Below are 13,531 nucleotides of genomic sequence, written 5' to 3' on the forward strand. Positions count from 1 at the left end.
CTTTGCTAGCTTGTAGGGGTATCTCTGAATTCTTTTTATGAAAACGGCCCTCTGGAGGCGGATGGCTCTTCCTGCTGCTGCTAAGCCTGCTCTTCTTGAAGCTAAAATAACAATTATTACTCCTCCAGTTTAATTTTTCAGAAAGGTTTAATGTCCGGAAAGCCGCTGGAAAACATAGCTGCCGTCATCTCTAATTTTTAATTTAGCAAAGCTCCATGCAATAAATTTACTTTAATAGCTTATATTCACAATATCAAATATAAACTTTTACAACTCCTGTATCGGGGAGATGGGTCCTTCCTTTTTTCAGTATTACTTCATGAAGATACTTACTAGCATATTGGCCTCTTGCCTGCTTTGCTGCCTTTCCTTAAATTCCTTTGCCCAGAAAAATTTCTCAGAAGGATATTACATATCGAATCAGGGCGATACGGTCCGTTGCCTGATCAATGACCGGAACTGGCTAAAAAACCCTGAGACCGTTCAGTTAAAGCTGACGGCGTCGGGCGAAGTAGTAACCTATCAGGTGGCGGATATAAAGGGCTTCGGACTTGCCACTGGTGATGTTTATGTTCGGGAAGAGGTATCTATAGACCAGACAAAGAATAAGATTAACCCTATGCTGGGGAACATAAGGCCGGAACCAATTACTGATATTGTCTTTCTGAGAATTCTGGTGCGGGGAAAAGCGACTCTTTTGTTGCTGGACGATGGGGAGAGGCAGCATTTTTATTACCAGGCTGAAGGCCATAAACCGGAAGAACTGCTGCTGTCTTATTACCTGAAAGAAAATGCCTATAGCAGAAGTGCTCCCCAATGGTCTAGTGGCACCTCGCTGGTAACACAGGAGAAATACAGGGGGCAGCTGGTAAGCTATTTCATGGATTGCCCGGTTCTTCAGGATAAAATAAAGCGCGCCCGATATACCGCAAACAGCCTGAGCGACCTTTTTTCGAAATACAATTCCTGTGCGGACAACCAGACAACGATTGCACCAAGAGAGCAAATAAAAATCAGCTATGGGCTTGTGGGCGGGCCAACCATGGTAAACCTGAGGTTCATTTCTGACTTTCGGAAAGATTTGGCCGGAACAAATTTCGAGACCCCCCTGAGCTACACGGCTGGCGTGAGTCTAAATATTCAACTGCCAAGGAACCGGCAGAAATGGTCGATCCAAAACGATCTGCGCTGGAAACCCTACAAAGCATCAGGGAAATTTGAGGAGTCTCGTCCTGGGGCCTATGAGCACAGAACCTACACAACCGAGTTCGTCATAAACTGTATCGGGCTGAGTAGCATGCTTCGCTACCAGGCAGCGTCATCAACTATAAAGCCTTATATTAATGTCGGGATAGCGAATAACTTTAATCTTAAGTCCAGAAATCACCAGACAATACACATAGCGCGCCTGACCGTTGAAGAAATCCAAAAAGGGAAGGGCGTTCATTTGTACAGGTCGTACGAACCTGCAGCCATTTTTGGAGCCGGATTAAATTTCTATCAGGCATCCGTTGAGGTTCGTGGCGAAACTGGTAGTGCCTTTGCCGGAGAAAAAGCCGTTGTCTCCAAAAAAAGTATGCTAAGCTTACTGCTTGGGTACCGTTTTAATTAGGAGGAGATTCGTATATCATGATCGATATGTAGAACAATATCTTGATTTAGAGTTATGCTTACAAAAGAAGAAATACAGCACAAGATCGACTACGAGATTATAGTGGACTGCTATGATGAGATTGAGGTGAGTATGGGGTGGTATTATTTCTTCGAGGAAAACCTTGAGTTTCCTTTCAAAGCCACTGCCCCGCTAAGAAAAAAAGACGGCGGCACCGAAATGAAGGAAGTGAAAGTTGTAGCACTGGCCAGCGATGAGGAAGGTATCACAGACAATGATTTTGAACTGGAGATAGAAAATGGGGAATACCTGATGGATGTTTCCTATTCCGAACTGACTAACATAAAAGCTTCTGCCCAGACGCGGGAGGCTTTTCAGATTTGGGATTTTTGGGTGGGGAATTGATGAAAACCGCTCACCAGACGTAGTTACAAGCTACACCTAATGGAGAAGGGGACTCAATTTGTTTCTAACGCAAGTGTTAAACGAAGTGTCACTTGTGCTGGTGTATGCGTCAAGTCTTCAGACTTTTGGAATGATGGTGTGGTGGTTTTCCCAAGTCTGAAGACTTTCTTGTATGAATAATCACAAGTGACGCTACGCTTAACACTTGCGCTAGTGGGCCGCAACTTTTGCGTCAGCGTAACTTGTGGCTGTGCATAAGGCAAGTTTGTAACTTGCGTTACCTCTCACAGCTACTTTCGCAAGTTACAAACTTGCTTTCATACCCTACCACCTTTACCGCTGCGCTCAAACTGGCGATAGGGTTACACAAAAAACGGCTGCCCAAGTCTCCTCAGGCAGCCGTTTTTTCAATTAGCAGTTTCTAACTAGAAATTAGCCAAAGCAGCGTTTAAGGTTCCGCTTGGGCGCATGGCTTTTTCTGTTTTCTCGATGTCTGGGTGGTAGTAGCCGCCGATATCTACTGGTTTGCCCTGGGCAGAAATCAGTTCGTCTACAATCTTGCCCTCGTTTTCGGTTAGTTCCTGGGCCAGTTTGGTGAACTTGTCTTTCAGCTCCTGGTTTTTGCTTTGCTCGGCCAGTGCCTGTGCCCAGTACAGCGCCAGGTAGAAGTGGCTGCCACGGTTGTCGATCTGGCCTACTTTACGGGCTGGCGACTTGTCGTTTTCCAGGAACTTGCTGTTGGCCTGGTTCAGAGCTTCTGCCAATACCTCGGCTTTTTCGTTTTTGGTTTTGTAGGCCAAGTCTTCCAAAGAAACAGCCAGTGCCAGGAACTCACCCAGAGAATCCCAACGCAGGTAGTTTTCTTCTACGAACTGCTGCACGTGCTTCGGAGCTGAACCACCGGCACCTGTCTCGAACAAGCCACCGCCATCAAGCAACGGAACAATAGAAAGCATTTTGGCGCTGGTGCCAAGCTCCAGAATTGGGAACAGGTCCGTCAGGTAGTCGCGGAGCACGTTGCCGGTTACAGAAATAGTGTCTTTACCCGCTTTGGCACGCTCGCAGCTATAACGCATGGCTTCAACCGGCGACATGATTTTAATTTCGAGGCCGTTGGTGTCGTGGTCCTGCAGGTAAAGCTCTACTTTCTGGATCAGGTTGGCATCGTGTGCTCTTTGCGGGTCGAGCCAGAAAATAGCAGGTGTGTTGGTGATGCGGGCTCTGGTAACGGCCAGCTTCACCCAATCCTGAATGGGCAGGTCTTTGGTCTGGCACATTCTCCATATATCGCCTTCCTCTACTTTGTGCTCCATCAGGGTATTGCCGGCAGCATCTACCACACGTACAGTACCGCTCTCGGCGATCTGGAATGTTTTATCGTGTGAGCCGTATTCCTCTGCTTTCTGCGCCATCAGGCCGATGTTTGGCACCGTACCCATGGTGGTTACGTCAAAAGCGCCGTTCTCTTTGTGGAACTTGATCACTTCCTGGTAAATGCCAGCGTAAGAGCGGTCCGGAATAATGGCTTTGGTGTCGTGCAGTTTGCCATCGGCTCCCCACATTTTACCAGACGAGCGGATAGCAGCCGGCATAGAGGCATCAATGATCACGTCGCTAGGTACGTGCAGGTTGGTAATGCCTTTGTCAGAATCTACCATGGCCAGTGCAGGGCCGTTTTCTTTGGCAGCGTTCAGGTCTGCTTCTATGGCGGCGCGCTGGTCTTCTGGCAAGTTCTTGATTTTGGCGTATACATCGCCTAAACCGTTGCTTGGGTCTACACCTAGTTCTTTGAACACAGCGGCATGCTTCTCGAAAACATCTTTAAAGAAAACCGTAACGGCATGTCCGAACATAATAGGATCAGACACTTTCATCATGGTCGCTTTCAGGTGCAGCGAAAGCAGTATGTCGTTTTCTTTGGCGTCCGCTATTTCTTTTTCGAAGAAGGCACGTAAGGCTTTTTTGCTCATGACGGCAGCGTCGATTACTTCACCTTCTTTCAGCTTCAGGTTTTCTTTCAGAACTTTTGTAGAACCGTCAGCACCTACAAACTCAATTTTAACGTCACCGGCTTTGTCCATCACCACCGATTGCTCTGTGCCGTAAAAGTCGCCTTCGGTCATGTGGGCTACATGTGTTTTGGAGTCGGAGGTCCAGGCTCCCATGGAGTGCGGGTTCTTTTTGGCGTATTGCTTTACAGCCTCTGCCACGCGGCGGTCGGAGTTTCCTTCGCGCAGCACCGGGTTCACGGCGCTGCCTAATACTTTGGCGTAACGGGCTTTTACTTCTTTCTCAGCGTCTGTCTTAGGGTCTGCCGGATAATCCGGAATGTTGTAGCCTTGGGCCTGCAGTTCTTTAATGGCCGCAGTTAATTGCGGTATAGAGGCACTGATGTTCGGCAGTTTGATGATGTTGGCTTCCGGCGTTTTAGCCAGCTCACCCAAGTAAGCGAGTTCGTCGTTCTGCTTTTGGCTTTCAGACAGGTTCTCGGGGAAGGTTGCCAGAATTCTGCCAGCCAGGGAAATGTCTCTTGTTTCAACTTCAATACCTGCCGCCTGCGTAAATGTTTTTACGATGGGTAAAAAGGAGTATGTCGCCAAAGCCGGAGCTTCGTCGGTTATGGTGTAAGCAATTTTCGCTGTTTTTGTCGTCATGTTATTCTCTTGGTTTAATTTACATTACCGCCAAACCCGGGTAATATTGTTTCTAATCGCAATTTAAGATTTAAAATGTTCTAATGTGAGTTTCTGCAAAATTATCAGGCAGGAAGCCCCGCTAAATTGAAATTCAGAAATCGCAGCTGTTCTGGCCCCTCGCGGAAGCATTTCTGTCTGTTATGTAATCCGTCTCTGCTGCGAACCTCTAAACTAACGTGCTGGCCCTCCGGCTAAATTCTGACGGATAAAGATCCGGGGGCACAGGATCCAAAGCCTCTGGAGGGCCTTTTTCATTAGAATAATTGCCCTGCAATTCAACCAGTTTTACGTTGGCTCCCTTAGCACACAGCTCATTGTCATCAGGAGTACATTGCCTGAATTATTCTAATCAAAATGCCCCTCCGGAGAGGTTTGCTTCTGGTGCAGCCTTGACGCATCACCTAAACAACCGGCCCCGGTTTGTTCTGTTAGCAAATATAATAGTCTTTTTGAAAATGGCTACTGAGCAAGTAGGCTTTCTGCGGCAGGATAGGTACCTGCCTATAGGCCTGCAACTTGTAAAGCCACAGATATTTTCTAATTTCAGCGATCAGATCGTAGTGACAGGTTAACCTGCTTCTTTGATTGGCAGCAGTTAACTAAAGCGCGGATACAAGTATTTCTAATTTTGAATTTCTAATTTTTAATTTGGCGCAGCCCTATGCAGGAAGTCGATGTTTGTATTGTAGGAGCCGGCCCGGGAGGTGCTACCACTGCCTTGCACCTGGCGCAAAAAGGTATCCGATCGGTGTTAGTAGACAAGGCCGTTTTTCCGCGCGACAAGATTTGCGGCGATGCCCTGAGCGGGAAAGTGGTGAACGAGCTGAAGCGTATTTCGCCGGAGTTGCCGGAGCTGCTGCGGCAGGAGCAGAGCCAACTGCCCTCGTGGGGCATCCATTTTATATCGCCGGGCGGGCACCAACTCAGCGTGCCTTTTAAACTGAACTACAACACAGCCGCGCATACACCTGCCGGGCATATTATCAAGCGCCTCGATTTCGACAATTTCCTGCTAAACGAAGTAAAGAAGCGGCCGGAGATCACCTTGCTGGAGGGCGTGGACATTAATTCAATTCAGGAGCAGGAGGGACGGCATGTGCTGACAGATAAAACCGGGAAGGTGCAGCTAAGCGCCAGACTGCTGATCGCTGCCAATGGCGCGCACTCCGCCTTTGCCCGCCACACGGCTGGCATACAGCAGGAGCCGGCGCATTACTGTGCCGGTTTGCGTGCCTATTATAAAGGAGTGGCTGGTCTGGATAAAGACAATTTTATAGAGCTACACTTCCTGAAAGATTTTCTACCGGGCTATTTCTGGATCTTCCCGCTGCCCAACGGTTGCGCCAATGTGGGGGTTGGGATGTTGAGCAACGAGGTGAGCCGCCGCAAAATCAACCTGAAGAAAGAGATGCTGCGGATGATCGAAACACACCCGACCCTGAAAGAGCGATTTGCCCGTGCCGAGCTAATAGGCGACATAAAAGGCTACGGCCTGCCTCTGGGAAGTAAAAAGCGCGTGATCTCCGGCAAGGGCTACATGCTGGTAGGCGATGCTGCTTCGCTTATAGATCCATTCACTGGCGAAGGCATCAGCAACGCCATGATCAGCGGGCGCTGGGCAGCAGAGCAGGCAGCACGGTGCCTGGAGCAAAATAACTTTTCCGCTAGTTTTATGCAGGGCTACGACAAAGCCGTGTACAACCGTCTCTGGAAAGAGCTGAAGCTGAGCCGCCAGATGCAGAAACTGCTGCACTACCCCTGGCTCTTCGACCAGGTGGCCGCCAAAGCATCTAAAAACGCGACCCTTGCCGAAACCATCTCCTGCATGTTCAACGACCTGGACCTGCGCGAGCGCCTCCGCCAACCGTCTTTCTACCTGAAGCTGCTGTTTAATTAAGGTTGTCTGAACCTTGATTTAAAGATTTCCTTGATTTTAGATTATGCTAATGGTTTTGACCTTCGGGAGAATTTTTCTGTTGGTGCTGCTGTCTGTCTGAATCAGGATTTGCAGGATTATAGGAGGAGCAGGATGTTCCGGAAGAGAAAATTATCCTAATGAATTTGCCCTCCGGAGGTGTTTTGCTGCCTCTGCTGTTGAGTTTGTCTGAATCGGAATTTACAGAATTAAAGAATGGACAGAATCTCTCTTCATTTATTTGAATAAAATGGCTATCCAGCATCTATATTACTCCTGATGCTCCTACTGATCTCATTATTCTGAAAATTCTTACATTCTGTAAATTCTGATTCAGACGAAAATCCTGCTCCTCCTATAATCCTGCAAATCCTGATTCCGACAAGCTTATTCAGACATCTTAAAACGCCTGCTTCAGCCACAGCCTGAAGTTCTCTTTCTCCTGCTCAGTCGCTTCTTCGCGTTTTTCGATGGTGTATTTTGGATAGAACGTTTGGCCGTTAGGCTGGAGCTGCACCGTGCGCAGGCGTTTGTCCCGGAAGAGAGTAATGGCTATAGGAGCAGCTGTGTCGGTGGTATGGAGAAGGGGCTGCAGGTTCTGCTCCAGTTTGCGGTCGTTCAGGGCAATCAGCTCATCATCCACGCTCAGCACCTGATGAGCAGGTGAGTCTGGGGCGATGGCTGTTACTTTTACTGTTGTGCCGTCGGCTACTGTTTTAAAGCCATACAGTTGTTCGCTCAGCAGCTGGCTTTCTGTTTTTTTCAGAGTGCAGGCTACATAGTGCAGCGCCTCGGTTAAGGGTACTTCTATAGGAGCAGTTCCATAAATGTATTTCTCAAAATACTCCTTGAAAGAACTTCCGGCTACCTCCGCCACCAGCCGCTCGTAATCTTGCTCCGAATACCCTTTGTCCTTTTTGCCGAGGTCGTTCCAGAGCCGCATCAGCACCTGGTCTAAGGTACCATGGTTGTTGGTGGCTTGGCGCAGCTGCAGGTCCAGAAGTAGGGCTGTAAGGGCGCCTTTCACGTAAATCGAAACCTTGCGGTCGGGTATGCCTGCTTTGTAGCCATCGAGCCACAGGTCAAAACTCGAGTCGGCTACCGAGAGGTTGTGGTGGCCATAGTCGGCGTAGTAGCGCTGCAAGGTCGTGTTCAGCTCTTCAAAATATAGGGCAGCCGTAAAGAAGCCGGACCTGGCCAGGAGGTAGTCGCCGTAGTAGGTGGTGAGGCCTTCGGCGATGTAGCCGGTGCGGAAGTAGTTCTCCTGCGAGTAGTCGTATGGCAGCATTTCCTGGGGACGAATTTTCTTGATGTTCCACGTGTGAAACAGCTCATGCGAACTCACCCCCACAAACTCTTTGTACAAGCCCCACGACATGAGCAGCTCCCCCGGCCCCAAGGTAATAACCGTAGAGTTGCCATGCTCCACCCCGTGATAATAGCGGTACGGCAGGATCTGGTTCAGGAAATGATATTCGCTCACCGGGAAATCGCCGAACAACTCCAGCTGCTCCTTCGTGAACGCCTCAAAATCCTGCTTTATCCGGAGCCATTCGGGTTGGCAGTCGCCTTGTATCCAGATGTAGAAGGGTAGGCCATTTACCTCGTATTTAGTCTGTTGCAGGCTGTCGCTGGCAAAGAGCGGTGCATCTACGAGCTCGTGGTAATTGCTGGCCTGTAGGGTAAACTTCTCCAGCACCTGCAGCCCGCAGGCAACTTCATACGATTCAGGCAGGTCGAGCTGCAACTGGCAAGGTTCTGCTTGTCTTCCTTCCACAGCCATCAGGCAGTTGATGGGGTTCAGGTACAGTTGCTGCTCATCGAGCCAGGAGCCGCCCGCATCCATCTGTCGGGCATAAAAGCTATACTCTATCACCACACTACCAGCTCCTGCATTTTCTATAAGCCATTTGTCCTTCGTCACCTTCCGGATGGCTGTCGCTTCACCGTTTGCGGTAGCTCTTACCTTGCCCAGCTTCTGTGCAAAGTGCTGAAGCTCGTACCGCCCCGGCCGCCAGGCCGGCAACTGCAGGTACAGCTGCTGCTCCGTGTTGTCTGGTATCGTTACCCGGATGGTGAGGTAATGGCTGAGCGGGTTGGTGTAGGAGAGGTGGTAGTAGATCATAGAGATTTTTGTCTGAAGCTTTATTTAGGGGGCCTGCCCCAAGGATTTGCAGAATTTTTGAATTTACAGAATTATGTCAAAAATATAATACGAGCAGCAGGGGCAGCAGGAGTAATGAAGAAGCTGGATAGCCATTTTCATTCAAATAATTTGGAGATATCTTCTGTTCATGCTTTAATTCTGCCCATTCTTGGGGCAGGGGCCCTAGATCCAGATTCAGACAAAAGAAGGCAGCAGCAGCAGAATCCTCCGAAGGGGCGAAATCATTAGAATAATCCGAAATCAGGTAAATCCATTAATTCTTTTCATCAAGGTTCAGCCAGAACGAAGGCGATCTGGCTGGCAGTTCGGATAATATTTGGGGATATTTCTGAAAAAGTCTGCAGTGTCTTTGCTTCTTACCAAAAGGTTTTCTACTTTTGCAGGCCATAATAAAACCATTGGCAGACGATGAAAAGAACATTCCAGCCTTCTCAGAGAAAAAGAAAAAACAAGCACGGTTTCAGATCTAGAATGGAGACTGCAAACGGACGACGAGTATTAGCTAGCAGAAGAGCTAAAGGCAGAAAGAGACTATCTGTTTCTGACGAGAAAAAACACAAAGCTTAGTTTTAGGTTGCGCTTTGCTCAGCCCGGAACCGCGCACTGACGATGGATCCAGCTACCCAACATACAGCAGCAGAGCAACCCACTTCCTATACATTTTCAAAAGAAGAACGCTTGTGCAGTAAGCGCCTCATCGGGCTGCTGTTTAGCAAGGGTTCTTCTTTTAATGTGTATCCGTTGCGGTTTATTTACCATATTCCGCCCGAACCCATGCCTGAGGTTACGCAGTTACTCGTAACGGTACCCAAGCGCACCTTTAAACTTGCTACCGATCGCAACCGCCTCAAGCGGCAGATCCGGGAGGCGTACCGCCTGAACAAACACATCCTGAACGCTTCTCCAGCGCAAGCGCCCCGCCTGCTGGGCATTCTTTACATTGGTAAAGAAAAAAAATCCTTTGATATCATCCAGAAAAAACTAATTTCCGGTTTGGAACGTTGTTTGATTAAGTAGTCTTCATCAGGCACCTCCCTAACTGGAAATATATGTATAAGAAATCTATCGTTGGCTTTGTCCTTGGCTGCCTTGCCATCGGCCTGGTCTCCTTTAAGTCCGATTCTGAGCGTTTCTTTGAAATAGCCAAGAACCTGGACGTTTTTGCCACACTCTTTAAAGAAGTAAATACCTATTACGTAGACGATGTGCCGCCCGCCAAACTGGTGCGCACCGGCATAGACGCGATGCTCAAGTCGCTGGACCCTTATACCAATTATATCCCTGAAGACGATATCGAGGATTTTAGAACCATGACCACCGGCCAGTACGGCGGCATTGGCGCTTTGGTAGGTTCGCGCGATGGCAAAGTAGTGGTGCAGATGCCTTATGAAGATTCGCCGGCCCACAAAGCAGGTCTTAACATAGGGGATGAGATCGTGAAGATAGATGGCGTTGTGGTAACCGGTAAAAACTCATCGGAGGTGAGCAAGCTCCTGAAAGGGCAGGCGAACACACCGCTGAAGCTTGAAGTCCGCAGCTACGGCCAGCCCAAAACCAGAACGGTAGAGCTCACCCGCGCCAACATCAACGTAGACAATGTGTCGTATGCCGGCATGCTTGATGAGGAGATCGGGTATTTCCAGCTTTCTGGCTTTACCATGGATGCAGGCAAGGAAGTGAAAACAGCCGTGCAGAAACTGAAGGAGCAAGGTGCCAAGAAGATCATCTTCGACCTGCGCGATAACCCAGGCGGTTTGCTGCACGAAGCGGTAAACATCTCTAACGTGTTTGTAGACAAAGGCCGAGACATTGTAAGCACCAAAGGCAAAGTAAAAGAGTGGAACAAAACCTACAAGGCCCTCGATGAACCCCTCGATAAAGAAATTCCGTTGGTAATTCTGACCAGTTCCCGAAGCGCCTCCGCCTCCGAGATTGTGGCCGGCGTTATGCAGGACTACGACAGAGCCGTGCTGGTTGGGGAACGAACTTTCGGAAAAGGACTGGTGCAGGCCACGCGCCCGCTGTCTTACAACTCGCAGCTAAAAGTCACCACTGCTAAATACTATATCCCGAGCGGCCGTTGCATACAGGCCATCGATTATGCCCACCGAAACGAAGATGGAAGCGTGGCTCAAATTCCGGATTCTTTGAAAGTAGCCTTTAAAACAGCCAGTGGCCGCACCGTGTACGATGGCGGTGGGGTTAGCCCAGATGTGGCGGTGGAGCAGTACAATTACTCCGAGATCGTGAAAACCATGGCTTCAAAAGGATATTTCTTTGACTTTGCGAACAAGTACAAAATGGAGCATGCCTCTATCCCTCCGGCCAAGCAGTTTAAACTTTCGGACGCCGATTACCAGAAGTTTGTGGCCTACCTGAGCGACAAAGATGTTTCGTACAGCACCAAAGTAGAAGAAAAGCTGAAAGAGCTGGCCGAGAAAGCCAAAGAAGGGAAACACTACGACGACATCAAAAACGACCTGGAAGCCATCAAAAAGAAAGTGTCGCATAACAAAGCCAACGACCTGACCCGCTTTAAGAGCGAAATAAAAGAAGTGCTGGAAGCAGAGATCGCCTCACGCTACTACCTGCAGAAAGGCTACATCGAGGCCACCTTCGACGATGACCCAGACATTCTGGCGGCTAAACGTGTACTTAACGATCCGCAGGAATATCAGAGTTACTTTAAGGTGAAGTAAAAAACAAACAGATAGAGAGGGTAGTGCCACAGGCGCTGCCCTTTTTTGCTTTTAAGGGTCCCGGACGGTGTGGTTTTGTTGTCTGGTGCCGGTTGAGTAATTTTGAATTGAAATATATAACTAAGCGCTCATGCCATTATTACTTGCCCTCGAAACATCATCCACTGTCTGTTCTGTCGCACTATATAAGGAAGAGCGTTTGCTGGGTTCGGCGGAGCTGCAGATAGAGAAGTCTCACTCATCGCACATTACCGTAATGATTACCCAGGTGCTGAGTAATTGCAGTGTGGAGTTAGGGCAGCTGTCGGCAGTGGCGGTATCTGGTGGACCTGGTTCTTATACTGGCCTTCGCATTGGGAGTTCTACGGCAAAAGGCCTCTGCTATGCCCTGGATATTCCACTTATAGAAGTCTCCACGCTCTACGGATTGGCAGCACAGGTCATAGAGGCTATTCCGAACCCGGAGCGCTTTTTGTTCTGCCCCATGGTAGACGCCAGGCGGATGGAGGTTTACACCTGCTTGTTGAATCATAAGCTGGAGGAAGTTGTTCCTATAGCACCGGTAGTGATATCAGAAGAGTTTCTGACGGAAAAGCTAAGTCAGCAACAGATCATCTTCTTCGGAAGCGGCGCCGGCAAGCTGAAGGCGCTGAAAGAAGATGTGCCTAATGCGCTTTTTCTGGAGGCCGTGCTGCCATCTGCCAAACCGATCGGTAGGCTGGCTCTGCAGAAATACCAGCAGGCGCAATTTGAGGATGTAGCCTATTATGAGCCTTTTTACCTGAAAGAAGTATACATTACAACACCAACAAAGAATAAAGCAAAATAGAGATAGAGATGTCAGAGCTGATAAACAAAGTGGCACAGAGTGCCCTGGTAACATTAAACCTGGAGGAGCTGCTTCATCCGGGAGAGCGTGTGGTATACGACATTACAGATAACCTTTTTCACGGCCTGATTCTGAAAGAGAAAGATTTCAGGGCATTTGTGAAAGAGCATGACTGGTCGGCCTATGATGGTAAAAATGTAGCCATCATTTGTTCTGCCGATGCCATTGTGCCTACATGGGCCTATATGTTGCTGGCAACAAAGCTGCAGGGGCACGCTAACTACTACGTATTTGGTGACCTGGAAGCACTGGAGCAGGCGCTCATGCAGGAGGCAATTGCTAAGATAGATCCGAATGAGTACCAGGATGCGAAAGTAGTAATAAAAGGCTGTGGCAGCATACCAGTTCCCACATTCGCCTATATAGAGATCATGCGGAAGCTTTTGCCGGTAACCAGCAGCCTGATGTATGGCGAGCCTTGTAGTACCGTGCCCTTGTATAAAAAGCCAAAGGCAAAAGCGTAAAGTCTAAGCCGAACAGTAAGGCTGCAGTTTAATAAGAGCAACGGTGCGAGGACTTGCGGAGAGGGATAATTTATTCCTGCTGCAGTTCCAGCACTGTTGCTCTTAGTGTTTGTAAAGATTTTGTTCGATGAAGATGAAAATATACATGCATAACGGAAAGAGTAACCAAAGTTGAAGGTCTATAAATTTTGCTCTGGAAGGCTGTTTTCATTAGAATAATTAGAGGTGAATGCTACGATAATCTCTTTCTAGCCGCTGGATGCAAAAAAAATAGCTGCACGGAACAAAAGTGATCCGGCATGCTGTTAACACTAAGCCTGCAGCAGAAAAATAATCCTTCTGATTTCGAGGCTATTGCCTAAATAATTCAGTAATTGTTACCTGTTCGCTTGGAAACCGGGGGATGTTTGCTACTTTTGCATCCCCATCCGGCAGGGACGGGGGGGCGGCCGGCAGGCTGCTAAGAGAGTGAAAAAAAAGTTTGCCTGCACCCTTGCGGGACCGGGAAAGGTTCTTACCTTTGCATCCCGCTCCAGGGAGGGCGGCTCGGATGGCCAGGCAGTGGCCGCCGGGGAGGGAGAGAGCAAAGGAAGCTGAAAAAAATAAATTCGCTTTTGTTTTGCGCCTTCGAAAAAGCCTCTTACCTTTGCACCCGCTTCCAGAGGGAAGCTGCTCCGGGAGCCT

At 48.7% G+C, this 13,531-nt stretch carries 10 protein-coding genes; 8 read left to right on the forward strand and 2 right to left on the reverse strand.

All coding sequences use genetic code 11. The features are described from left to right. The first annotated feature begins 319 nt into the window (after positions 1 to 319). Both FJM74_RS21210 and FJM74_RS21215 read left to right on the forward strand, forming a co-directional pair. Positions 320 to 1,612, forward strand: coding sequence for an outer membrane beta-barrel protein (locus tag FJM74_RS21210; RefSeq protein WP_187264652.1), 1,293 nt, complete (start codon positions 320 to 322; stop codon positions 1,610 to 1,612). A 54-nt stretch (positions 1,613 to 1,666) separates the two neighbouring features. After that, positions 1,667 to 2,017, forward strand: coding sequence for a calcium-binding protein (locus tag FJM74_RS21215; RefSeq protein ID WP_187264653.1), 351 nt, complete (start codon positions 1,667 to 1,669; stop codon positions 2,015 to 2,017). A gap of 425 nt (positions 2,018 to 2,442) precedes the next feature. Here the strand turns inward: FJM74_RS21215 and FJM74_RS21220 are convergent, their stop codons facing one another. Next, positions 2,443 to 4,671 (reverse strand): NADP-dependent isocitrate dehydrogenase, encoded by a 2,229-nt coding sequence (locus FJM74_RS21220; protein ID WP_187264654.1) that lies wholly within the window; start codon positions 4,669 to 4,671, stop codon positions 2,443 to 2,445. A gap of 703 nt (positions 4,672 to 5,374) precedes the next feature. Here FJM74_RS21220 and FJM74_RS21225 point away from each other — a divergent pair. After that, positions 5,375 to 6,610: a geranylgeranyl reductase family protein gene (locus FJM74_RS21225; RefSeq protein WP_187264655.1), complete on the forward strand. Its 1,236-nt coding sequence runs from the start codon at positions 5,375 to 5,377 to the stop codon at positions 6,608 to 6,610. Positions 6,611 to 7,028: 418 nt separating this feature from the next. On the opposite strand, the gene FJM74_RS21230 is transcribed toward FJM74_RS21225, so the two are convergent. After that, complete coding sequence (locus FJM74_RS21230) at positions 7,029 to 8,753, reverse strand: M61 family metallopeptidase (protein WP_187264656.1); 1,725 nt, start codon at positions 8,751 to 8,753, stop codon at positions 7,029 to 7,031. Positions 8,754 to 9,203: 450 nt separating this feature from the next. Between FJM74_RS21230 and rpmH the strand changes: the two genes are divergently transcribed. The 5 genes from rpmH to FJM74_RS21255 all read left to right on the forward strand — a co-directional run bounded on the left by rpmH (position 9,204) and on the right by FJM74_RS21255 (position 12,847). Continuing rightward, positions 9,204 to 9,362 (forward strand): 50S ribosomal protein L34, encoded by a 159-nt coding sequence (gene rpmH / locus FJM74_RS21235; protein WP_187264657.1) that lies wholly within the window; start codon positions 9,204 to 9,206, stop codon positions 9,360 to 9,362. A gap of 42 nt (positions 9,363 to 9,404) precedes the next feature. Continuing rightward, positions 9,405 to 9,812 carry a ribonuclease P protein component gene (locus FJM74_RS21240; protein ID WP_187264658.1) on the forward strand — a complete coding sequence of 136 codons (408 nt, stop codon included), beginning with the start codon at positions 9,405 to 9,407 and terminating at the stop codon, positions 9,810 to 9,812. A 32-nt stretch (positions 9,813 to 9,844) separates the two neighbouring features. Beyond that, a complete protein-coding gene (locus FJM74_RS21245; protein WP_187264659.1) occupies positions 9,845 to 11,494 on the forward strand; it encodes a S41 family peptidase in 1,650 nt (549 codons plus the stop codon). A gap of 130 nt (positions 11,495 to 11,624) precedes the next feature. Further along, positions 11,625 to 12,323 carry a tRNA (adenosine(37)-N6)-threonylcarbamoyltransferase complex dimerization subunit type 1 TsaB gene (tsaB, locus tag FJM74_RS21250; protein WP_187264660.1) on the forward strand — a complete coding sequence of 233 codons (699 nt, stop codon included), beginning with the start codon at positions 11,625 to 11,627 and terminating at the stop codon, positions 12,321 to 12,323. An 8-nt stretch (positions 12,324 to 12,331) separates the two neighbouring features. Further along, a complete protein-coding gene (locus FJM74_RS21255) occupies positions 12,332 to 12,847 on the forward strand; it encodes a DUF2480 family protein (protein ID WP_187264661.1) in 516 nt (171 codons plus the stop codon). Positions 12,848 to 13,531: the final 684 nt, after the last annotated feature.

Origin of the sequence: Pontibacter beigongshangensis (assembly GCF_014332515.1) — a bacterium.
Taxonomy (GTDB): domain Bacteria; phylum Bacteroidota; class Bacteroidia; order Cytophagales; family Hymenobacteraceae; genus Pontibacter; species Pontibacter beigongshangensis.